Origin of the sequence: Roseateles sp. L2-2 (genome assembly GCF_050613215.1) — a bacterium.
Taxonomy (GTDB): Bacteria; Pseudomonadota; Gammaproteobacteria; order Burkholderiales; family Burkholderiaceae_C; genus Roseateles; species Roseateles noduli.
Genome location: NZ_CP192509.1, coordinates 4533155 through 4555025 on the forward strand (window position 1 = coordinate 4533155; position 21871 = coordinate 4555025).

Sequence of the window (21871 nt, forward strand, 5' to 3'; positions counted from 1 at the left end):
CGCCCCCGGCCTGCGTCACGCCTTCGCCTGTCTTCGCGGTTCCGGACGCTGCTTCGGATCTGGCTGGCGCCGCGCGGACCAGTGCCCAAGATGGCCTTTTGTCGTCAGCCACCCCAACCCTGAAGGAGACCTGCCATGTCTGTGAGCTTCCAGAACCAACCCCTAGGCGGACTCGGAGGCCCAGGCGGTCTCGACGCCCTCGGCGGACCCGGAGGCCTCTCCGGCCTGTCGCAGGCGCCGGGCGGCGCGGCCGAGATCCAGGCCAAGCTGACCGAGGTGATCCTCCAGATCCTCAACCTCCTGATCAACGAGATCATGAAGGCGCTACAGCAACAGCAGCAGGGGGCTCAAGGCGGCGGCGGTGGCGGCGGTGGAGGTGGCGGCGGCGGCGGTGGACCCTCGGCCGCTTCCGGCGCGGGCGCGCCGCAGGGCGTGGGCGGTCCTCAAGGCGCATCGGGTGCCTGCGGCCCGCAAGGCGCCTCGAACGCCTACCAGCCCAACAACGCCTATCAGGCCCAGCAGCCGTCGTACGCCCCGCCGGTGTCCGGCTCCGGCGCGCCGTCGAACGTGGGCGATGTGTCCTCGACGAGCGGCGGCAAAGGCCCGTCTGGCATGCCGGCGGAGCTCTGGAAGGATTGCCAGGAGGCCGGCAAGAAGACCGGCGTCGACCCCTACATCCTGGCCGCGCAGATGGAGAAGGAAAGCCAGTTCGGCAAGGGCCTCAACGGCAGCCCCAGCGCGGGCGACGGCCTGATGCAGGTCGAGCCGGGCACGCGTCAGGCGTACGCCGGCAAGTTCCAGGAAAAGATGGGACACGCCTACGACCACAACGATCCGAAGGACCAGATCGCGATGGCCGGCGTGATCCTCGCGGACAAGGGCGGCGACGCCACCAACATGCTGCAGAAGTACAACGGCGGCGACAACTGGGCGCCGGGCGCGACCGACTCCTACGGCCGCGAGATCAAGGCCGCCGAGTACGCGTCGTCGGTTCTCGCGAAGGCGCAGCAGATGAAGGCGGCGGGCTGACGCCGACAGGCGCGACACGCCACTCGGCCCGCCTCGCGCGGGCCGATCGCCGAAATGAACAAGGGCGGCCGAAAGGCCGCCCTTGTCGTTGGCGGCATCAGCGCCGGAGCGCCGATGCCATCGTGCCTGCGCTCGCTCAGTCGCGGGCGTAGATGTCCACGTCCTTGGTTTCGCGGACGAACAGCAGGCCGATCACCAGGGTGACGGCGGCGATGCCGATCGGGTACCAGAGGCCGTGATAGATGTTGCCGTTCTGCGCCACCATCGCGAAGCTGATGGAGGGCAGCAGACCGCCGAACCAGCCGTTGCCGATGTGGTACGGCAGGCTCATCGAGGTGTAGCGGATGCGGGTCGGGAACAGCTCCACCAGCATCGCGGCGATCGGGCCGTAGACCATGGTCACGTACAGCACCAGCACCGCGAGGATCGCGATCACCAGCGGCGTGTTGACCTTGGCCGGATCGGCCTTGGCCGGGTAGCCCGCGGCCTTCATCGCGTCGCCCAGGTCCTTCTTGAACGCGGCGATCTTCTTCGCGCTGTCCTCGTCGAACTTGTGGCCGCCGGCGGTCAGCGTGGCGGTGGGCGCCTCGATGACCTTGTCGCCGATCTTGACCTGGCCGGAGCCGGCCGCGCCGGGCACGGTCTCGTAGTTCGCCGCGGCTTGCGCCAGGGCGCGCTTGGCGATGTCGCAAGGCGTCACGAAGTCCACGTCGCGCGCGATCGGGCTGCCCTGGAACGAGCATTGCGCCGGATCGGTCGTCAGCGTGATCTGCGCGGTTTCCTGCGCGCGGGCCAGGTCCGGGTTGGCCGCGTTGGTCAGCGCCTTGAACAGCGGGAAGTAGGTCAGGATCGCCAGCAGCAGGCCCGCCATGATGATGGGCTTGCGGCCGATCTTGTCGGACAGCGTGCCGAACACGACGAAGAACGGCGTGCCGATCAGCAGCGCGACGGCCACCATGATGTTGGCCGCGGCCGGATCGACCTTGACCACGCTCTGCAGGAAGAACAGCGCGTAGAACTGGCCCGTGTACCAGACCACGCCCTGGCCGGCCACCAGGCCGAACAGCGCCAGCAGCACGACCTTCAGGTTCTTCCACTGGCCGAAGGACTCGGACAGCGGCGCCTTGGAGGTCTTGCCCTCGGACTTCATCTTCTGGAAGGCGGGCGATTCGTTCATCGACAGCCGGATCCACACGCTGATGGCCAGCAGCAGGATGGACACGATGAACGGGATGCGCCAGCCCCAGGCCGCGAAGGTCGCCTCGCCGAGCGCCGTGCGGGTGCCCAGGATGACGATCAGCGACAGGAACAGGCCCAGCGTCGCCGTGGTCTGGATCCACGAGGTGTACGCGCCGCGCTTGCCGTGCGGGGCGTGCTCGGCGACGTAGGTCGCGGCGCCGCCGTATTCACCGCCCAGTGCCAGGCCTTGCAACAGGCGCAGGCCGACCAGGATCACCGCCGCGGCGGGACCGATGGTGTCGTAGGTGGGCAGCACGCCGACGATGAAGGTCGACAGGCCCATGATCAGGATGGTCACCAGGAAGGTGTACTTGCGTCCGATCATGTCGCCGAGCCGGCCGAACACCAGCGCGCCGAACGGGCGCACGATGAAGCCGGCGGCGAAGGCCATCAGCGACGCGATGAACTGCGCCGTCGGATCGAGGCCGGTGAAGAACTGCTTGCCGATGATCGCGGCGAGCGAGCCGTACAGGTAGAAGTCGTACCACTCGAACACCGTGCCCAGCGAAGAGGCGAAGATCACCTTCTTCTCTTCGGCCGTCATCGGCGCATTGGTGGTCACTGCGCTTGCAGTTGCCATGGGATTGTCTCCTCGGGATTCCCAGGGCCATCGACCGATGGCCCTTGGGGGGCGACTATCCGAGCGCGCTCTGACCCGTTTCTGACGACTTGCTTGCCCCTGGCTGACAAACCCGGGTGCAACCCTCGCTTCGTATTTCTCGATGCGGAATTTCGGGGTCTTTGCGCCGCAGCAGAGGGTATGTCCCTACGGCGACATTTGAGGGGAAAGCGCCCTCGCCTCCCTCTGGTAGCGCCACCGTCGATCCGTCGTCGGCACCGTGTCGTCGTCACGACGACGGGTCGCGCTCAGCCGCGCTGCACGCCCACCGGCAAGGTCCTCGCGAGGTCCCAGGCAGGACCGTCGAACCACGCGTCGCCGTCGAGGTAGCCGGTGAGCATGTCGATCGCGTCGAGCCCCCAGAAGAGCTTGTCGTCGACGGCCATCGTCGGCACACCGAAGACGCCGCGTGCGACGGCGGCGTCGGTGGCCTCGCGCAGCGCGGTCTTGACCTCGGCGGAGGCCGGGTCGCGCATCGGCGCGAGGTCCGTTGTCAGTTCGGCGAGCCGCTGCGCATCGGCCGCGTCGAGCCCGCCGCGCCAGATGTGGTGGAAGACGCGCTCGACCGCATAGCGGCCCGGCGTCTGCCCGGTGGGCGCCGTGGCCCACAGGAGGCGCAGCAGCGGCAGCGGGTTGAACGGATGCGACGCCGGCAGGTCCAGCGGCACGCCGAGCCGATGCCCGAGCCAGGACACCTGGCGGTAGGTCCAGTCGCGCTTGCCGGGGATCTCCGCCGGTCCCTTGTTGTCGAGCGACTTCAGCAGCGCGCCGAAGAGCACGGGCACGTAGCGGACCGCGACGCTGCGACCGGCCAGCGCCTCGGGCAGCCGCTCGAAGGCGAGCGCGGCGTAAGGCGAGATCGGGTCGAAGTAGAAATCGATCGTGCGCATCGTCACTCCGTTCAAACCTTGGGCAGCGGCTCGGTGGCGAGGGCGCCGTGCGACGCCAGCAACGCGCGCCGCTCCGGCAGCAGGTTGAGCAGCCGGATCCGCGACTCGTCGTCGGACTTGCTCCATCCGGCGATCTCAGGGATCGTGCGCGCGCAGCCGCGGCACAGCGCGGTGGGCTCGTGCATCTTGCAGATGTTGATGCAGGGCGACGCGACGCGGCCTTCCGGCGTGCGCGCGACGTTGTCGGCGGTGATGGGTGCCAAGGTCGAGGTGCTCACGATTGCGCCACCTCGATCACCGGCGCGCCGGTCAGCGCGACGAGCTGCTGCGGCGTCATCAGGAACACCCCGTTCGGATGCCCGGCCGCGGCCCAGATCGCGTCGAAGCGGAACAGCTCCTGGTCGATGAACAGCTGCGGATGGGCGCCCTCCTCTGCCGGCTGGAAGCCCAGCGGCGACACGCCGCCGATCGAGAAGCCGGTGCGCGCCTTCACGTAATCGGCGTCGGCGCGGCCGAGCTTGCCGGTGTGGCTTTCGAGCTTGCGCTCGTCCACGCGCTTGTCGCCGGAGGCGATCACCAGCACGGCGGCGCCGTCAGCCTTGCGCTTGAACACGACGCTCTTGGCGATCTGCCCCAGCGCGACGCCGAGGGCGTCGGCCGCCTCCTGCGAACTGCGCGCGGAGACTTCCAGCCAGCGCGGCTCGTGTTCATGGGACAGCGCGCGCAGGGCGGCGCTCACACGGAGGAAACCGTCGGGGCGGGCGGTGTCCGTCGCTGCGAACGTCGCGGCGGTTGGTGCGGGAGAGGTCGTGTCGCTCATGCCACGCATTGTGCCAAGGCCGTCGGTGCGCGCTGGGCGCAGCGGCGCAAGACCGCAGCTCGCGCACATCGCCGTGGTGCGAAGGTATCGTGCGACGGTCCCCCTCCCGCCGGGGACGTCCCGCATCACCGGAGATCCTGTCGTGGAACTGCGCCAGCTGAGGTACCTGATCGGCGTCGCCGACGCCGGCAGCCTGCTGAAGGCGTCCAAGCTGCTGCATCTGGCGCAGCCGGCGCTGGGGCAGCACATCGTCGCGTTGGAGGAGGAACTCGGCGCGACGCTGTTCGTCCGCTCCAGCCGCGGCATGGCGCTGACGGACAACGGCCGACGCTTCGTCGAGCATGCGCGCAAGGTGCTGGCGGAACTCGAAGCGGCGAAGGCCTCGGTGCTGGCCGACGGTCAACACCTCACCGGCGAAGTGATCCTCGGTCTGCCCACGACCGTCGCGCTGGCCGCGACGGTGCCGCTGCTGCGACTGGTGCGCGCGCGGCTGCCGCTGGTGCGGCTGCGCATCGTCGAGAGCCACAGCGGTTTCCTGCGCGAATGGCTGCAGACGGGTCGGCTGGAGCTCAGCATCCTCTTCGAGGATCGCCAGGAGCCATGGTTGTCGCAGCGCCAGCTGCTGACGGAGCAACTGGTGCTCGTGAGCGCCGCCGGTGCCGGTGCGCCGCCGCTGGCGCGCGAGGTCCCGCTGCGCGAGCTGAGCCGCCTGCCGATGATCCTGCCCAATACCGAACACGGCCTGCGCCGCATCATCGACGCCGCCTGCCGCGCGAACGGCGTCGACCTGGACGTCGTGGCCGAGATCGACTCGCTGCCCGCCGTGAAGACAGCGGTCGCCGCGGGCCTCGCGTACACGATCCTCTCGCCGGGCTCGGTCAGCGAGGAACTGCGACAGGGTCACCTGCGCCAGGCCGTGATCCGCGATCCCGAGATCAGGCGGACCATCTGCAGCTGCTTCGCGCTCACGCGCTCGCCCGGCCCCGCGGCGCGCGCCGTGAGCGATCTCGTCGACGAAGTGATCCGGGAGCTGGTGCTGACCGGGCAGTGGCCGGCGACGCTGGCAGGTCAGCCGGTCTTGCCCTGACTCTTCGCCCTCATCGTCCAGCGCTCGCAGGCTTCGCCTTCGCATTGCGCAGGAAGAAGCCCAGCACCAGCAGGAGCACGATCGCCTGCGCCGTCAGGCCGATCACCGACGGATAGATGCCCAGCAGCTCCAGACGCGGCGCGGACAACGCGCTCGGCGCGATCCATCCCGCCTCCTGCAACGCGGCCACGCCCTTGCCCGTCAGGACGACGGCCAGCACGGCCACCAGCCACGAGCTCACCGAGAAGAACTTGCCGATGGGCAAGCGGGCGCTGTAGCGCAGCAGGAGCACCGTGATGACCACCAGGCAGATCACGCCCACGCCCAGACCGGCGAGGATCGCGCCGTCATTGCCCTGGCCCCACAGCGCCGCGTAGAACAGGATGGTCTCGAAGACCTCGCGGTACACCGCCACGAAGGCCAGGCCGAACATGAAGAACGCGGAGCGGCGGCCCAGCGCCGCGGACATGCGCTCGCGCAGGTAGGCCTGCCATTGACCGGCCACGCTCTTCTGATGCATCCAGACACCGACGCTCAGCAGCACGGCGGCGGCGAAGAGGCTGGACAGTCCTTCCGTGACTTCGCGGTTGGCGCCGCTGATCGAGACCGCGTAGGTCGCGATGGCCCAGGTGACGCCGCCCGCCGCCAGGGCGCCGATCCAGCCCGCGTGGACATACGGCAGGACATCCGGGCGCTTGGCCTGTCGCAGGAACGCGATCATCGCGACGACGACCAGCAGCGCCTCGATGCCTTCGCGCAGGAGGATCGTCAGGCTGCCGAAGAACGCCGCCGTCGCATCGGCACCCGAGGCCGCCAGCACGTGGTCTGCGTCGTTGAAGAGCCCGTCGACGCGGGCAGCAGCCGCTTCGACGTCCGACACCGGCGCCTGGGCCGCGATGAGCGAGCGGTACTGGCCCATGGCCACCTCGATCTGGTCCTTCAGCGCGCCTTCGCGGGCCGCCAGCGCCTGTTCGTAGGGCTCGACGCCGTCGAGATAGGACGACAACGCCAGCTCGGCGGCCTCCTTGGGATGGCCGGCCTTGAACGCGGCGACGCTCTCATGCAGCCGCTCGCGCGCCAGGGTCAGGCGGTTTCCGCGCGGCGCGACCAGCGCCTCGGGATGCGCATGGAGGTAAGCCATCGTGGCGGCGGCCTGCTCTTCGCCGAGCGAGGCGGCGAGCTCGGTTTCCGTAAGACGGACGAAGTGGTCCATCCCGGTGACCTCGTCGCGGACCTTCTGCGACTCCTTCCAGAGCTGCTGCCCCTGCTCGCGCTGCTTGTCGTCATGCGCGAAGCCGCCCAGATACATCGCCACGGCCCATCGATCCTCTTCGGAAAGCTGACCGAACGCCGGCATGGCCGTTCCCGCGATGCCTTGGCTCACCGCCTGGTACAGCGCGAACACGCTGCGCTGGCGCGCACGGTCGTGGTCGGTGAACGCGATCGGCTTGGGATCGAGCTGCTTGGCCAGCGGGCCGTCGCCGTTGCCCGACGCGCCGTGGCAGGCCGCGCAATTCGCCGCATAGACCGACGCGCCCAGCTTCAGGTCGGGCAGCGCCGTCGGCGCGAGCGGGACCGGGTAGACCGCGATCAGATGATTCGCCAAGGCTTTGGCCAGACCGCCGACCTTGGCGACATCGGACTTGGCGGCGATCTCGGCTTGAAGGGCCTCGCTCTCGCGCAGCAACGCGGCGCGTTCGGGCTTGTCTTCCAAGGCAGCGATCTTGTCGTGCGCGGTCTGCGCGAACTCGCGCATCTCGTCGTACTCGGACTGCGCCACGATCTTGCCGTCCTGCACCGCGCCCGCGTAGTCGACGGCCAGGTAGTCGAGGATCTGCCACACGCGCCGCACGTCGGCTTCCGCGGCGCTCGCGGTGCCGCCGACGACCAGGCCGAGGAAGAGCAGACAAGCCGTGAAGAGCTGGCGCACGATCCGATGTGCGGTCCGCGGATCGTCGTGAGTGCGACTCATTGTTGTTCCCGAACAAAGAAACGGCCCGTCGTCCGGGCCCAAGATGAACGTCAAACGCGGGGCGGCTCGAAGAGCCGTCCCGCCATCAGAAGACCGAGTATGGCCGCCCGGTGCGCCGGAAGGTTTCAGCAAGCTTGCAAGGCTTGACCCTCGTCAGGGTCTTCGTCGGGTCCGCCGCTAGTCCGGATCCGACTAGCGCCTAACCGACATCCGTATTTCCCAGCGAGGGCGCGCGTCCGTAGGCTGCTTCCATGAAAGGAAGCGCCTCCATGAGTTCTCCGCAGTCCCTCCCCGACGAGCGCCAGCCGCTGTCGGACGTCCTCGTGATCGACCTGTCGCGGTTGGTGTCGGGCAACGTGCTGACGCACGTGCTGGCCGACCTCGGCGCATCGGTCGTGAAGGTCGAGTCGCCCGAGCGCGGCGACGACCTGCGCGCCTGGCAGCGCCAGGGCGTGAGCACCTACTGGATGGAGTACAGCCGCAACAAGGACAGCGTCGCGCTGGACCTGCGCTCGGACGAGGGCATGGCCTCGCTGCGCTCGTTGATCGCGCGGGCCGACATCCTGGTCGAGAACTTCCGTCCCGGCACGCTGGAGAAGATGGGGCTGGGCTATGACGCGCTGCAGCGCCTGAATCCGAAGCTGATCGTCGTGCGCATCTCCGGCTGGGGCCAGACCGGCCCGTTCGCGAAGAAGGGCGGCTTCGGCTCGCTGATCGAGGCGATGAGCGGCTTCGCCGCGATGAACGGCCACGCGGACCGTCCGCCGGTGCTGCCGCCTTTCTCGCTCGCCGACTCGGTGGCGGGCCTGCACGGCTCGACCGCCGCGCTCGCCGCGCTGCACCGTCAGCGCGCGAACCCGTCGCCCACGGTCCAGGAGATCGACCTCTCGCTCTTCGAGCCGCTGTTCTCGATGCTCGGCCCGCAGGCCTCGGAGTTCCAGCTCACCGGCCAGGCCACGCAGCGTTCGGGCAGTCGCTCGCCGACCCACGCGCCGCGCAACGTCTACGCGACGAAGGACGGACGCTGGGTCGCGTTGTCCGCCGGCATGGCGGGCACGCTGCAACGGCTCTTCGCGGGCATCGGCCACCCCGACGCATTGAAAGATGCGCGCTTCGCCACGCATGAGGCGCGGCTCGCCAACATCGATGCGCTCGACGACCTGATCCAGGGGCATCTGTCGACGCTCACGCTGGCCGAGGCGCTGGTCTTCTTCGAGGACCGAGACATCACCGCCGGGGAGGTGTGCGACATCGAGGACCTGCTCAAGCACCCGTACATCCAGGAGCGCGAGCTGCTGCTGGACACGCCCACGCCGGACGGCCGCAGGGTGTCCGTGCATGCCGTGCCGTTCAAGATCAACGGCGCGCGGCCGCCCGTGCGTCGACCGGCGCCGACCCTCGGCCAGGACAACGACAAGTGGCTGAAGGATCAATGATGAGCGCCCGCGTCTATCGCTCCTACCTCTTCGTCCCGGCCGACAACGAACGCCTGCTGCAGAGCGCGCTGAACAAGACCCCCGACGTCGTGATCCTGGACCTCGAAGACGGCGTGCATCCGAGCCGGAAGGCCGCCGCTCGCGCCGGCGTGGCGGCCGCGATCGACCGCGTGCATGCCGGCGGCAAGGTCGCCGCGGTGCGCATCAACGGCGCGCTGAACACCGCCGTCGACGACCTGCGCGCCGCCGTGTCGCCGGGCCTGCGCCTGCTGGTGCTGCCGAAGGTCGAGCACGCTCGCGATGTGCAGTTGCTGGCCGGCATCGTCGACGACCTCGAACGGGCGGCGGGCCTGCCCGCGGGCGAGGTCCGATTCCTCCTCCAGATCGAGTCCGCCGCGGCCCTGCCCCGGCTCCACGACATCGCCGCGGCGTCGCCACGCGTGCATTCGATGATGCTCGGCAGCGAGGACTTCTCGCTCGATGTCGGCGGCCTGCCGACACCGCAGGCGCTGCTCGCCCCCAGCCTGATGGTGCTGTACGCGGCCCGCGCGGCCGGCGTGCTGCCGATCGGTTTCGTCGGCTCCATCGCCAACCTCGGCAGCGTCGAGGAATTCGAGGGGCTGCTGCAGGAAGCCCGCACGCTCGGCTTCCGCGGCGCGGTGGTCGTGCATCCGAAGTTCGTCGATGCGATCAACGCTTGCTACACGTCCACGCCCGAGCAGGTGGCGCAGGCGCGCGCCGTCGTCGCCGCCTTCGAGGTCGCCGATCGCGACGGCCTGGGGGCGACCAAGCTCGGCGATCTGATGATCGACAAGCCCGTGGTGCTGCGCGCGAAGGCCTTGCTCATCGAGGCCGGACTCGATTCCGCCAGCGACAGCTGAGCGCCCTCGCCCGACGACTTTCAAAGACAACAACAGGAGACAAGGTCATGCTGACGAAACGAGAGTTCTGCGCCGTCACGGCGCTCAGCGCGGTCCTGCCCGCGGCGCGCGCGCAGGCCTATCCGGGCAAGCCGGTCACGATCGTCGTGCCGCAGGCCCCGGGCGGGACGAACGATGCAGTGGGGCGCATCCTGGCGCAGAAGCTCACCGAGAAATACGGGCAGGTCTTCAACATCGACAACCGCGCCGGCGCGGGCGGCAACATCGGCACGGAGCTCGCGTCGCGCGCGCCCAAGGACGGCTACACGCTGCTGCTGACGATCAGCAGCACGCAGGCGATCAACCCGGCGCTGTACCGGCGCACCGGCTTCGACCCGGTGAAGGACTTCGATCCCATCGCGCCGATCGGTGTCGTGCCCAACGTGCTGGTCGTGCATCCGAGCTTCCCGGCGAAGGACCTCAAGGGCTTCATCGCGGCGGCGAAGGCGAAGAGCCCGTCCTACCAGTACGCCTCGGCGGGCAACGGCTCGCTGAACCATCTGCTCGGCGAGATGCTCAACCGCTCCGCCGGGCTGCAGCTCGAACACGTGCCGTACAAGGGCGTCGGTCCCGCGTTGACCGACATGCTGGGCGGACAGGTGAGCGTCGGGTTCGCGAGCCTGCCGTCCTGCCTCGAATTCGTGCGCGCCGGCAAGCTGGTGGCGCTGGGCGTGAGCTCCCCCAAACGCTCCTCGGCGCTGCCCGACGTGCCCGCGATCGGCGAGGTCCTCCCGGGCTTCGCGGGCGAACTGTGGGTCGGACTCTTCGCGCTGCACGGCACGCCCGACGCGATCACGAAGCAGCTGGCCGAGGACGTCACCCTGGTGATGAACGCGCCCGATGCGCTCGCCAAGCTCAAGGCGCTCGGCGTGGAGCCCCTGAGCGGCGGCCCGACCGCGCTGGCGGCCATGTTGAAGCAGGACATCGCCCGATGGGAGCCGATCGTGAAGGCGTCGGGCGCGCGCGTGGATTAGGGCGAGCGCTCTCCTACCGCGCGCAGCCTTGCGTTATGGTCCGCGCCCATGACCGACGTGAAGAGCCCTTTCGAGCCCGAGTTCACCACCGCGCTGTGCGAGATCTTCGAGCAGCTGATCACCTTCAACCAGGTGCTCGGCGTGAAGATCGACGAACTGCAGCATGAGATCGTGCGGGCGCACATCCCCATGCGGCCGGACCTGGTCGGGCACTACGCCCACAACCGGCTGCACGGCGGCGTGATCAGCGCGACGCTCGATTCCATGGGCGGTCTGGCGGTGATGGCGGCAATCGGCGCGCGACACCTCGACGAGCCGCCGCAGCAGCGGCTGCAGCGCTTCGCCAAGCTCGGGACCATCGACCTGCGAGTGGACTACCTGCGCCCCGCCATCGGCGCGATGTTCCGCTGCGAGGCGGAAGTGATGCGACTGGGCAGCCGCGTTGCCAACACGCGCATGGCGTTCACCGATGAACAGGGACGATTGCTGGCGACGGGAGCGGCGGCGTACATCGTGTCGTGATCCGCACTGCGACGACCCCGGCCCTCACCCCCACCCTCTCCCGCAGTGCGGGAGAGGGGGCCACCCCAGTGCTCCTGCTCCGAATGGCGCGCTCTTCCTCCTGCCCCGAATGCCTCGGTGCATTCTCACTCCCTCTCCCGCACTGCGGGAGAGGGCGGGGGTGAGGGCCAGCGGCCTGAGCAGTCCACTACACCGCGCTGATCCGATACGCACATCGCCGCGCGCCGGCGAGCAGATGCTCGGTGCGCTCGACGGTGAGTCCGGGGCCGAGGCAGCGCTCGAACAGCGCCAGCTCCGAACGGCAGAACCCCTGGCAGCTCTGCGCGGCCGCGCAGATCGGGCAGTGGTCTTCCACCAGCAGCCAGTCCTTGCCCACGCGCTCGGCGCGCGCCATGTAGCCTTCTTCAGCGCGGAGCCGGGCGAGCTCGCGCACGCGGTCGCCCGTCGTGCGGCAGCGGTCGATCGCCGCGCGGTAGCGCAGCTCGCTGTCGCGCTCCCGCGCGAGGATCAACTGATCGAGCCCCGCCTCACCGAAGACCGCGCGCGCCTGCTGGATCAGTTGCACTGTCAGATCGGCATGCCGATCGGGAAACCGCCCATGCCCCGCGGCCGTCAGCGACCACAGCTTGCGCGGCCTTCCCGCCTCGCCGCGCTGGTCGTCCTGCGCCTCGACCAGCCCCTGCTCCTCCAGCCGCGCGAGCAGCTTGTGCGCGCCCATCGGCGTGATGGCGACGGTCGCCGCCAATGCCGCGGCAGCCTGCGGCCCGCGGCTCTTCAACTCGAACAGCAGCCGTTCCTCGTTGCCCTGGCTCATGAATGTCGCCTCGCAAAGCGGATGAAGCCGATCGCCGCCCCCAGGCACATGGTCCCGCCCAGCAGCATGATCCAGCGCGCCGACAGCATGCCCAGCGCGCCGCCGATCAGCGCGATCAAGGTGTTGGACAGACAGAACACCGTCGTCAGCAGCCCCATCACACGGCCTTGTCCATACGCCGCGAATCGGTCCGACATCCACGCCGGCATCAGCGCGTTGTAGAACGAGAGCGGCACGCCGAGCAACGGGATCAACGCCAGCCCCATCCACGACGGCGCCAGGCTCAGCGCCAGCAGTCCGATGGCTGCGACGACGGCGAACCGCGCCGCCCGGTGCAGCGGCGTCGGGCCCGAACCGATGCGCGCGGCGAAGATGCTCGCCGCCGTCATCGCCGCGCACTGCACCGCGGTCACCAGCGCGATGCCACGGCTGTCGAGCCCGGCCTGCTGCAGCATCCACAGCGGCGCGAACTCGTACAGCGCGTTGACGCCCAGCGTGTAGGCCAGCTGCAGCAGCGCGAGATGACGCAACACCGGATCCTGCGCGATCAGCCCCAGCGACTGCTGTCGCCGCATCGCGGCGAGCATGCCGCCTTCCGGCTTCGCGGCCGGACGATCGTCGGGCAGGCCGAAGCCGAGCAGCACCAGGCACGGCAGCATCACGACCGCCGCGACGATGAAGGGCACCGCCTCGCCCCACGGCAGCGTCAGCCCGCCGAGCAGCGGCCCGACCAGCCAGCCGATGTACAGGCTCGCGTTGAGCCACGCGAAGCTGCGCGTGCGCTCCAGCTGCGGATGCCAGTCCGCCAGCAGCGCCCGCACGACGGCGACGTTCCCTTCGGTCAGCCCCGTCGCGAAACGCGACAGCACGAACAGCGGATAGTCCCGCGACGCCAGCGCGAAGGCGCTCAACCCGTAGCCGACGAGCGTCGCGGTGATGGTGACGCTGAGCACGCGGCGCCGGCCGTAGCGGTCGGACATCGGCCCGATCACCAGACTGCCGACCAGGATGCCGGCGGGGTTCACCGCCAGCGCCAGGCCCATCAGCAGCTCGGGCCGCAGACCGAGGAAGTGGGTGAAGTCGTCGACCGGCCCGCCGACGAAGATCGGCGCCAGGATCGGGTACGGCAACGCGACGCCGGCGGTGCTCATCAGCGCCAGCGCGCAGACGGCCCAGAGCAGCAGGTGCGGGTGGCGCAGCGGCGTCGGCGGCGCAGGGGTCGTGGCGGACCCGGAGGACTCGGTGGAGGACAGCACGGCGCTCATTGTGCGGCCCCTTCCCGGCGCAGACACAAGGCATAGCCGGGCCAGCCGCGATGGCGCCATTCCTCGCGCGCGGCATCGGCGACCTTGATGCGGTGGTCGTTCATCGAGGCGTGCAGCGACGACAGTTCCCGGGCCCAGTCGTCCTCCGACGCCTGGCCCGCATGCACCAGCGCCCAGGCCGGCGCAGGGCGGAGCTCGGACAGATACGTGCCCAGCCACGCGCGCCAGACGGTTCGCAAGACCTGGCCCTCGTCGATCCCGACCCCGCGCGAGGCGGCGGCTTCGAGCAGCACGCGTACCGCGTGCGTGCCGGTCACCAGGTGCAGCGAGGCGAACTGATGCCGCGACAGATAAGCCGCCAGCGAGGCCTCGGCCAGCGCGTCCAGCGTCAACCGGGGACGCTCGACGTAGCCGTCGAAGCCCGGCAGCGCCAGCGCATGCTGCATCCGGGTCGTGATCAGCGTGCCCGGCATGGGCGGCATCGCCAGCGCGGGGTCGGCGCGCACGGCGTCGATCACGTCGCGCAGACTCTCCCTGCCCTCCCCCGCCGGCACCGGCGCGCCCAGCGGGCTCCGTACGCCGATCGTCGTCTTCAGCGCCGCATCGAGTTCCCCACGATGCCCCGACTGCAAGGCGTACGCGAGCCGGATCGCGACATGGAAGGCCTGCGCCTCGGGCGCGGCCAGCACGGTGCGCAGCGCCTCCTCGACGGCGGGCGGCGGCACGCCGTCGTCGTCCGCGGGACGCGACAGCGGCGTCCAGTGGTCGATGTGACGCTGCATCGCCTCGCGCGGTGCGTCCAGCCGGGCCAGCGCGCCCAGCGCCATCGGCAGATGGTTGAAGAGCGGCAGCGCCTCGGTGCCATACATCGGGCCGAACTTCACCGACTGGTCCAGCGCCTCATGCAGACCGGCCGGCCACGGCGGGCCCTTGAGTTCCAGGGCGTTGCCGTCCGGGTCGAACAGGTACAGCGACGGGCCTTCGCCGTCCGCGCCGTAGCGCGAGCCGTAGGTGTCGACGGTCACGCCCTTGGCCGTCAGCCAGCGGCGCAGCGCGGGTTCGTCGAGCGTCTCCACCCGCAGGCAGAAGTGGTCCACGTTGCGCCCCTCCGCGCCGGGTCCCGCGCCGCCCATGCGTCCCAGCTTGCCGTCCAGCGGCACGAGGTCGATCAACTGCGCGCCGGCGCGCAGCTGCACCAGGCCGATCTCCTCCTGACGCCGCTCGACCGTGCAACCCAGCAGGTCCACGTAGAAATGCAGCGCGGCCGGCAGATCGCGCACGCGCAGCACGAGGTGGTCGAGTCCTTGGATCCTGATCATGGCGAGCTCCTTCTGCTTGCTTTGTTGTTGCCGCCATGATCGCGCCGACTTCCAAATAAATAAACTTTTAGTTTATTAACATCTCGATCAGCAGGGAGACCCGACAATCGGGACATGGCTTTCCGACCCCTCCCCCTCCCCGACGCCATCCCGGGCCGGCTGTGGCTGCAGTCGATGCCGGGCCGCCGCGAGTCCTGGGGCGCCTTCCTCGACGAGGCGCGCCAGAACCAGCTCAACGTGGTGGTCTGCCTCAACCCGCTCGAGGAAGTCGCCGAGCTCTCGCCGCCGTACCACAAGGCGATCGCCGAAGGCCGGCTGCCCTTCCGCTGGCTGCACGTGCCGATGCGCGATTTCGGGCTCGCGTCGGACAGCGCCGCCTTCCGGCAAGGCGTCGAACACATCGCGCAAGGGCTGCGCATGGGCGACCGCGTGCTGCTGCACTGCGCCGCCGGCATGGGCCGCACCGGCACGATGGCCGCGTGCGTGCTCAAGCGGCTGGGCGCGCCCGCCTCCGAGGCGCTTGAAGCGGTCACTGCGGCAGGATCGAATCCGCAATCGGCGCTGCAGTCAGGCTGGATCCACCAGTTCTGAGGTCTGAAGACGGAAGCCCCGTCGCCCGGCGGCGCGCTGACGCGCCGTCAACGCTTCAGAGCCTCAGGGCTTCAGCGCTCCGGCCAGCGCCACGGCGGCGTCTCGTCGAGCGGCATGTCCGGCAGACGCGTCTCGCCGAACTCCTTGCGCAACTCCCAGGAGCGGCATTCGGGCTGCGCTTCCAGCGCGCTGATAAGCCGCTTCGCGTGCGAGACCACGATCGTCTGGGTCTGGCGGCTGGCCGCCGCGATGAGCCGCCCCAAGGCGGGCAGCAGGTCCGGGTGCAGGCTGTTCTCGGGCTCGTTGAGCGCCATCAGCTCGGGCGGCCGCGGGCTCAGCAGCGCGGCCAGCAGCATCAGGTAGCGCAGCGTCCCGTCGCTCAGCTCGGCGGCTTCCAGCGGCCGCAGAAGCCCGGGCTGGCGCATCGACAGCCGGAAGCCCGCCTCGGTGCGGTCGACCTCCACCGACGCGCCCGGGAACGCATCGTCGAGGCAGCGCTCCAGCATCTCCACGTCGCCGATCGCGACGATGGTCTGCCATGCGGCCGCCAGATCGGCGCCGTCGCCCGCCAGCACCGGCGTGAAGGTGCCCACGCGCACACGCCGCGCCGGCGCCTCGGCGTCGGTGCGCAGGCTGTCGTAGAAGCGCCAGCCGCGCAGGCGCTCGCGCATCGTGATCATCTCCGGCGCCTGCGACGGATCGGCGTGCTGGGACAACATGCTGTCGAAGCTTGCCAGCGGCGTGTCCACCACGACCCATTCGCGCCCGTCGCGCACCTGGAGCAGCGCATTGCGCCGTTCCACCAGCGCGGCTGCCGGCCGGTAGAACGCGCCGGCCCAGAGCGCCTCGTGCTTGATCTGCGGGTCGTCCTCGAACAGCGCCGGGCCGCCCTTCTGCGGCAGCCCGAGCTCGATCGAATACCCGAAGTCGTCGCCGGCAACGCCGAGCTTGAGCGCCACGGGCCCCTTGCGCACGGTCGCCTGGACGGGCTGCTCGCCGGCGCGCATGGCGCGGGTGATCTCCTCCGGACCCGCCCAGCGCGTGGAGGCGAAACCGCCCTCGTTTGCCAGCGCGGGCAAGACCCGGTTCTGCCCCGCGTCGGCCAGCAGCCGCAAGGCACGATAGAGACTGGACTTGCCACTCCCGTTGGCGCCGGTGATCAGCGTGAGCTGCCCCAGCGGCAGGCGCAATTCGCGCAGGGAGCGGTAACCGGAGACGGCGAGGACTTGCAGCATGGCCGCCGATGATACGGAGGCGACGCGACAATGCGGCGATGCAGGCGTCGATGCTCCCGTCCTCCCTCCACCAGCCCGTGCGCCATGCCGATGCGTGGCGCGTCGTCGTCGACAAGCCGTCGGGCCTGCTGTCCGTGCCCGGCCGCGGCGAGGACAAGCAGGACTGCGCCTGGGCGCGCGTGGCCGCCGAATTCCCGGACGCGTTGATCGTGCATCGCCTGGACCAGTCGACCTCCGGCCTGATCGTCTTCGGACGCGGTCAGGCGATGCAGCGCGCGCTGAGCGAAGCCTTCGCCGCCCGGCTCGTCGACAAGCGGTATGAAGCGGTCGTGGCGGGCCTCGTCGAACGCGATGACTTCGAGATCGACCTGCCGCTGATCGTCGACTGGCCGAACCGCCCGCGGCAGATGATCGATCACGAGCGCGGGAAACCGAGCCTGACCCGCGTGCGGGTGCTGCATCGCGATGTCGCGGCGGGCACTACGCGCGTGGAGCTGGAGCCGGTCACCGGTCGCTCGCATCAGCTGCGCGTGCACCTGTTGGCCGCGGGGCATCCCATCCTCGGCGACGCGTTGTACGCGCCCCCGGAGGTCCTCACGCGGGCACCGCGCCTGCTGCTCCACGCGCGGGACCTCAGCCTGCCGGCGGCGCTCGACGCGCCGGCGCTGTCACTGCATTCCCCACCCGATTTCTGAGCGCGCGACGCGCACATCCCACCATCCGATCAAGGAGCGCTTCTCATGTCCACGACCGACGCCAACGTCGCTTCCAACGACGCCGCCCAGCCTCGTTCCCTCACCATCATCACCGGCAGTTCGCGCGGCCTGGGCGAGGCGCTGGCGCGCCAGTCGCTCGAAGCGGGCCATCTGGTCGTCGGCATCGCCCGCGGCCGCAGCGAGGCGCTGGAACGCCTCGCCCACGAGCGCAGCCTGCCGCTGCAGCAATGGCAGGCCGACCTGGCCAGCCCGCTGACGATCGCCCAGCATCTGGCCGACTGGCTGCGCACGCAGTCCAGCGACTGGGCCGCGGCGACGCTGATCAACAACGCCGGCGTCGTCACGACGCCCGGACCCATCGACGGCGAATCACTGGAGACGCTCTCCGCCGGGCTGCGCGTCGGCCTCGAAGCCACGGTGCTGCTGAGCGCCGCCTTCCTGGACGCCACCCGCGCCTGGCCGGCCGATCGCAAGGTGCTGAACATCTCCTCCGGCCTCGGCCGCCGCGCCATGGCCGGCAGCGCGCTCTACTGCGCCGCCAAGGCCGGCATGGACAACCTCAGCCGCGCCATGGCATTGGACGAGGAACACAAAGCCACCAAGGGCGAACGCGCCGCGCGCGTGGTCTCGCTGGCACCCGGCATCATCGACACCGACATGCAGGCACAACTGCGCAGCGGGGATTCGTCGAAGTTCCCGGACCGGGATCTCTTCGCCGCGTTCAAGGCGGAAGGACAACTCGTGAGCGCAGAGGACACCGCCACGCGGGTGCTGAAGTTCCTCGCCAGAAACGACTTCGGCCAGCAAGTGCTGGCCGATGTGCGGGACGCTTGAGATTGCAGTTGAGGCGTGCGCCGAGCTTGGCCGGGACCGGCGGCTCACGCCTCGCGAGGTCGCGCCAACTCGCTCTGTTCACCTTCGGTTCACGCCGCTCAGACAGACGGCGCTCAAGTCAGTCTTGAACGCTCGGCTTCGCCGCCGGTCCCGGCCAAGCTCTCGGATCCTTCAGCCGACGAGGTTGGCCAGCGTCAGGAGCGCCAGCAGCAGCAACCACAGCACCACGGAGCGCCAGACGAGTCCGACGACGCTCTGCAAGTGCCCCAGCTGCGGCGGCACGCCGCCCGTGGAGCCCTCGGCGCGCGTCGCATCAATGTCACCGCCGGAGTCGAAGGTCTTGCTGCGGTCCGGCGTGACGCCCGGCGCCGCACTACCGCCCAGTTGCACGCCGACCGCTCCCGCAGCGGACGCGAGGATGATGCCCTCGTTGTCATGCGCCCACAGCGTCGAGTCACGACGCCAGGAACTGACGGCCTCCTCGAAGTTGCCGACGATCGCAAATCCCGTCGCCGTCAGGCGCGCGGGGATGTGGTCGATCATCCCGAACAACTTGCGCGAGAGCTCCATCAGGCGCTCGTTGGTCGGCGCGTCCAGCGTGCGGCTCTTGAAGGCCCAGTAACGGCCGGCGAATTCGGCCATCCGGTACAGCACCGCGCCGGCCGGTCCCAGACCCAGCGTCGAGAACAGCACGAACCAGAAGAACACGCCGAAGACATGCCGGTGCGCCGCCAGCAGCGAATGCTCCAGCACGTGCCGGAGCAGCTCGGTGCGCGGCAGTTCGCTGGCGTCGAGGTGGCGCCATTCGGCCAGCAGGCGGCGGGCTTCGAGCTCGTCGCCGCGCTCCAGGGCGTCACGGATGTCAGTGAAGTAATGGCTGAACTGGCGGAAGCCCAGCGTCAGGTAGAGCACCAGCACGTCCATCGCCAGCGACAGCAGCAGGCTGTACGGACGCACGAGCGCGTAGATCGCCCCGACGAGCAGGGCCGGACCGACGACGGTGATCGTCCACACGACGGCCGCATGATGCGACCGCCCCGCGTCGAAGTTGCGCCCGGTCCAGCGCACCCAGGCGATCATGCCTTGGTGGACCGGGTTCCCGTGCGGCAGAGGCTTGAGCTGCTCGCACACCAGCGCCAGCAAGACCGCGAAGAAGTTCATGGCCCGGGATGATAGCGGCCCTCACCCCCTCCGAAGGGGGTTAGCCCGCCCTTGCCCCGTCACCAAAGGTCAGACCTGCAGGAAGCGGTAGAGATTGCGCAACATTGCAGCGGTCGCGCCCCAGATGAAGAACTCCTTCGAAGCCTCCGCGGTCAGCGTCACATCGGGGTCCGCGTTCGACACCGCAAGACCTGGCCCCGTCCACGGCATCGACAGGAATTGGCGACGCCCCTTCAGCGGGCCGCCATCGTCCGCACCATTGCCCGCGGCCTCGCCGGGGACGTCGAATTCATAGGTGTGGCGCTGGTGGTGCGCGGGGTCCATCAGGAAGGCCAGCGGCACCTCGAAGGCCTCGGCCACCTCAAAGGCGTCCAGTCGCAGCGAGAAGCCCGGACGGATCAGACCCACGACCGGCGTGACCTCGTAGGCCGTCACCGTGCGATAGACGGGGAGCTGACCGATCAGGTCCACGAAACGTTCGTCCAGGCCGATCTCCTCCTCGGCCTCGCGCAGCGCGGTGCGTTCGGGGGAACCGTCCTCCGGTTCAGCGCGGCCGCCGGGAAAGCTGATCTGACCGGCGTGGTCGCGCAGATGGGCGGTGCGTTGCGTCAGCAGCACGTGCAGGCCGTCGGGGCGCTCCACGAGCGGAATCAGCACCGCGGCTTGCGTCGTCGTGCGGCCCGGGAAGATGCCGCCGTCGCCCGGAAGCTCAGGTTCGGTCGTCGTCGGGTGCAGGAAGCGCTCGCGCAGGGCGGCGGGCGTCAGGTGCTCGCGCGCAACGGCGGGGAGATGCGCATCGGTGCCGGTGACGGGGATGGCGCGGGGATCCTGGATGGCGGGGCGGCTGGCGGGACGGCTGGCGGGACGGCTGGTGGGGAGCGTCGGCATGCGGCAGGAGCGTCCGGTGCGCCGGACTTGTTCGTGGGCGCCCGAGGCGCGAAGCCCCGATTGGACGCCAGAAACGACAAAGCCGCTCCGGGCAGGGCCTTGGAGCGGCTTTGGGGGTGGCGGACGCCGAGGATCAGGCGACCGTCTTGATGGCCAGCTTTTCCTTGATACGTGCCGACTTGCCCGAACGCTCGCGCAGGTAGTACAGCTTCGCGCGACGGACGTCGCCGCGGCGCTTCACTTCGATCGAAGCGATCAGCGGGCTGTACAGCTGGAACGTACGCTCAACGCCTTCGCCGCTCGAGATCTTGCGGACGATGAAGTTGGAGTTCAGACCGCGGTTGCGGCGGGCGATCACGACGCCTTCGTAGGCCTGCACGCGCTTGCGGGTGCCTTCGACGACGTTCACGTTCACGATCACCGTGTCGCCGGGGGCGAACGCGGGGATGGTCTTGTTCAGGCGAGCAATTTCTTCTTGCTCAAGGGTCTGGATCAGATTCACGAGGATCTCCTGTGATCTTGCCGGCGCGAATCAGGATGATTCCAGGACAGGACACCTTCGAAGGATTTCTTCGGCGCCGCCCGCGTGGGGATTCAACCAACGGTGTCAAAGCACCGCCCTTGCCCCATCAGCCCAGTAGAGGATCGGAAAACCGGCGATTATAGACGGGGTTGGACGATCGTCAAACTTCGCCCGAACCGCCACCCATACCGCCCCCCGTTTTGCGGGGCGCCTTGCCTGGCGCCCTGCTTGGTGTTTCGCCCGGCGCAGCCTCCAGGGAGGCGAGGAACTTCTCGTCCTTCTTGTCGAGCTTGCCCTCGCGGCGCGCGGCCTCGATCAGCTCGGGCCGGCGACGCAGCGTCAGCGCCAGCGACTGCTCGCGACGCCAGCGGGCGATCTCGGCGTGGTGGCCCGACAGCAGCACCGGCGGCACCGGCATCGGGCCTTCAGGCGTTTCGAGAACTTCGGGACGGCTGAAGTGCGGGCAGTCCAGCAGTCCATCCGAGAAGCTGTCCTGCTGGTGCGAGGCGGCGTCGTTCAGGACACCTTCCTGCAGACGGGCGATCGCATCGAGCATCGCGATGGCCGGCAGTTCGCCGCCGGACAGCACGAAATCACCGAGGCTGATCTCCATCGTCACGTGACGGTCCAGCACGCGCTGGTCGATGCCTTCATAGCGGCCGCAGAGCAGGATGGCGCCCTCGCCTTGCGCCAGCTCCTGGGCCAGCGCCTGATCGAGCTTGCGTCCGGTCGGACTGAAATGGATCACGGCGGGCGCACCGGGATGCGTGGTCGCGCGGTCGGCCTTCACCGCGGCCAATGCGCGCTCCAGCGGCGCGGCCAGCATCACCATGCCGGGGCCGCCGCCGAAGGGGCGATCGTCGACACGACGGTAGTTGTCTTCGGCGTGATCGCGCAGTTGCCACAGGCGCACGTCGACCTGCTTGCTCTCGTACGCGCGACGCGTCACGCCGACCCGCAGGAAGGGGTCGAAGAGCTCAGGGAACAGGGTGAGGACGTCAAATCTCATGACAGCAG

Annotated in this window: 22 protein-coding genes and 1 pseudogene; 9 read left to right on the top strand and 14 right to left on the bottom strand. The window is 69.5% G+C overall.

Annotated features, from left to right (window positions below):
• Positions 1-135: 135 nt before the first annotated feature.
• Positions 136-1029 (top strand): transglycosylase SLT domain-containing protein, encoded by an 894-nt coding sequence (locus tag ACQZ13_RS20180; RefSeq protein ID WP_431047522.1) that lies wholly within the window; start codon positions 136-138, stop codon positions 1027-1029.
• A gap of 136 nt (positions 1030-1165) precedes the next feature.
• On the opposite strand, the gene ACQZ13_RS20185 is transcribed toward ACQZ13_RS20180, so the two are convergent.
• From ACQZ13_RS20185 to ACQZ13_RS20200, 4 genes are all read right to left on the bottom strand, one after another.
• On the bottom strand, positions 1166-2848 hold the full coding sequence (locus tag ACQZ13_RS20185; protein WP_431047524.1) for an MFS transporter: 1683 nt from the start codon (positions 2846-2848) through the stop codon (positions 1166-1168).
• A gap of 287 nt (positions 2849-3135) precedes the next feature.
• On the bottom strand, positions 3136-3777 hold the full coding sequence (locus ACQZ13_RS20190) for a 2-hydroxychromene-2-carboxylate isomerase (protein ID WP_431047526.1): 642 nt from the start codon (positions 3775-3777) through the stop codon (positions 3136-3138).
• Positions 3778-3788: 11 nt separating this feature from the next.
• On the bottom strand, positions 3789-4055 hold the full coding sequence (locus ACQZ13_RS20195; RefSeq protein WP_431047528.1) for a DUF1289 domain-containing protein: 267 nt from the start codon (positions 4053-4055) through the stop codon (positions 3789-3791).
• Positions 4052-4597: a YbaK/EbsC family protein gene (locus tag ACQZ13_RS20200; protein ID WP_431047530.1), complete on the bottom strand. Its 546-nt coding sequence runs from the start codon at positions 4595-4597 to the stop codon at positions 4052-4054. The genes ACQZ13_RS20195 and ACQZ13_RS20200 overlap by 4 nt, the downstream gene beginning before the upstream one ends.
• 142 nt (positions 4598-4739) lie before the next feature.
• Here ACQZ13_RS20200 and ACQZ13_RS20205 point away from each other — a divergent pair, with 142 nt between their 5' ends.
• On the top strand, positions 4740-5684 hold the full coding sequence (locus tag ACQZ13_RS20205; RefSeq protein ID WP_431047532.1) for a LysR substrate-binding domain-containing protein: 945 nt from the start codon (positions 4740-4742) through the stop codon (positions 5682-5684).
• Positions 5685-5694: 10 nt separating this feature from the next.
• On the opposite strand, the gene ACQZ13_RS20210 is transcribed toward ACQZ13_RS20205, so the two are convergent.
• Entirely contained in the window at positions 5695-7656 is a 1962-nt protein-coding gene (locus ACQZ13_RS20210) for an FTR1 family protein (RefSeq protein ID WP_431047534.1), read from the bottom strand.
• A 269-nt stretch (positions 7657-7925) separates the two neighbouring features.
• Between ACQZ13_RS20210 and ACQZ13_RS20215 the strand changes: the two genes are divergently transcribed.
• The 4 genes from ACQZ13_RS20215 to ACQZ13_RS20230 are packed head-to-tail and all read left to right on the top strand — an operon-like array spanning position 7926 to position 11508.
• The gene (locus ACQZ13_RS20215; protein WP_431047536.1) at positions 7926-9092 is read left to right on the top strand and encodes a CaiB/BaiF CoA transferase family protein; all 1167 of its coding nucleotides are present in this window, start codon (positions 7926-7928) and stop codon (positions 9090-9092) included.
• Positions 9092-9973, top strand: a complete 882-nt coding sequence (locus ACQZ13_RS20220) for an HpcH/HpaI aldolase/citrate lyase family protein (RefSeq protein ID WP_431047538.1) — start codon at positions 9092-9094, stop codon at positions 9971-9973. The genes ACQZ13_RS20215 and ACQZ13_RS20220 overlap by 1 nt, the downstream gene beginning before the upstream one ends.
• Before the next feature lie 47 nt (positions 9974-10020).
• Positions 10021-10986: a Bug family tripartite tricarboxylate transporter substrate binding protein gene (locus ACQZ13_RS20225; protein ID WP_431047540.1), complete on the top strand. Its 966-nt coding sequence runs from the start codon at positions 10021-10023 to the stop codon at positions 10984-10986.
• Positions 10987-11034: 48 nt separating this feature from the next.
• Entirely contained in the window at positions 11035-11508 is a 474-nt protein-coding gene (locus tag ACQZ13_RS20230; RefSeq protein ID WP_431047542.1) for a thioesterase family protein, read from the top strand.
• Positions 11509-11695: 187 nt separating this feature from the next.
• On the opposite strand, the gene ACQZ13_RS20235 is transcribed toward ACQZ13_RS20230, so the two are convergent.
• The 4 genes and pseudogenes from ACQZ13_RS20235 to ACQZ13_RS20250 all read right to left on the bottom strand — a co-directional run.
• Positions 11696-12322, bottom strand: coding sequence for a helix-turn-helix transcriptional regulator (locus ACQZ13_RS20235; protein ID WP_088405417.1), 627 nt, complete (start codon positions 12320-12322; stop codon positions 11696-11698).
• The gene (locus ACQZ13_RS20240) at positions 12319-13587 is read right to left on the bottom strand and encodes an MFS transporter (RefSeq protein WP_431047544.1); all 1269 of its coding nucleotides are present in this window, start codon (positions 13585-13587) and stop codon (positions 12319-12321) included. The genes ACQZ13_RS20235 and ACQZ13_RS20240 overlap by 4 nt, the downstream gene beginning before the upstream one ends.
• Positions 13584-14456 (bottom strand): questin oxidase family protein, encoded by an 873-nt coding sequence (locus tag ACQZ13_RS20245; RefSeq protein ID WP_431053310.1) that lies wholly within the window; start codon positions 14454-14456, stop codon positions 13584-13586. Before ACQZ13_RS20245 ends, ACQZ13_RS20240 begins: the two co-directional genes overlap by 4 nt.
• Before the next feature lie 42 nt (positions 14457-14498).
• Positions 14499-14906: pseudogene (locus tag ACQZ13_RS20250) on the bottom strand (VOC family protein); the annotation flags it as partial.
• A 114-nt stretch (positions 14907-15020) separates the two neighbouring features.
• On the opposite strand from ACQZ13_RS20250, the gene ACQZ13_RS20255 reads away from it, so the two are divergent.
• Positions 15021-15497: a protein-tyrosine phosphatase family protein gene (locus tag ACQZ13_RS20255; RefSeq protein ID WP_088405414.1), complete on the top strand. Its 477-nt coding sequence runs from the start codon at positions 15021-15023 to the stop codon at positions 15495-15497.
• Positions 15498-15568: 71 nt separating this feature from the next.
• On the opposite strand, the gene ACQZ13_RS20260 is transcribed toward ACQZ13_RS20255, so the two are convergent.
• Positions 15569-16732, bottom strand: coding sequence for an AAA family ATPase (locus ACQZ13_RS20260; RefSeq protein WP_431047547.1), 1164 nt, complete (start codon positions 16730-16732; stop codon positions 15569-15571).
• 50 nt (positions 16733-16782) lie between these two features.
• On the opposite strand from ACQZ13_RS20260, the gene ACQZ13_RS20265 reads away from it, so the two are divergent.
• Positions 16783-17427, top strand: coding sequence for a pseudouridine synthase (locus ACQZ13_RS20265; protein WP_431047549.1), 645 nt, complete (start codon positions 16783-16785; stop codon positions 17425-17427).
• Positions 17428-17472: 45 nt separating this feature from the next.
• Positions 17473-18282, top strand: a complete 810-nt coding sequence (locus tag ACQZ13_RS20270; RefSeq protein ID WP_431047551.1) for an SDR family NAD(P)-dependent oxidoreductase — start codon at positions 17473-17475, stop codon at positions 18280-18282.
• Between the two features lie 171 nt (positions 18283-18453).
• Here ACQZ13_RS20270 and ACQZ13_RS20275 read toward each other — a convergent pair whose 3' ends face one another.
• The 4 genes from ACQZ13_RS20275 to trmD all read right to left on the bottom strand — a co-directional run bounded on the left by ACQZ13_RS20275 (position 18454) and on the right by trmD (position 21863).
• Complete coding sequence (locus ACQZ13_RS20275) at positions 18454-19443, bottom strand: CobD/CbiB family protein (protein WP_088405411.1); 990 nt, start codon at positions 19441-19443, stop codon at positions 18454-18456.
• A 69-nt stretch (positions 19444-19512) separates the two neighbouring features.
• Positions 19513-20331: an NUDIX hydrolase gene (locus ACQZ13_RS20280; protein WP_431047553.1), complete on the bottom strand. Its 819-nt coding sequence runs from the start codon at positions 20329-20331 to the stop codon at positions 19513-19515.
• A 133-nt stretch (positions 20332-20464) separates the two neighbouring features.
• Positions 20465-20833, bottom strand: a complete 369-nt coding sequence (gene rplS, locus ACQZ13_RS20285) for a 50S ribosomal protein L19 (protein ID WP_431047555.1) — start codon at positions 20831-20833, stop codon at positions 20465-20467.
• A 181-nt stretch (positions 20834-21014) separates the two neighbouring features.
• A complete protein-coding gene (gene trmD, locus ACQZ13_RS20290; RefSeq protein ID WP_431047557.1) occupies positions 21015-21863 on the bottom strand; it encodes a tRNA (guanosine(37)-N1)-methyltransferase TrmD in 849 nt (282 codons plus the stop codon).
• Positions 21864-21871: the final 8 nt, after the last annotated feature.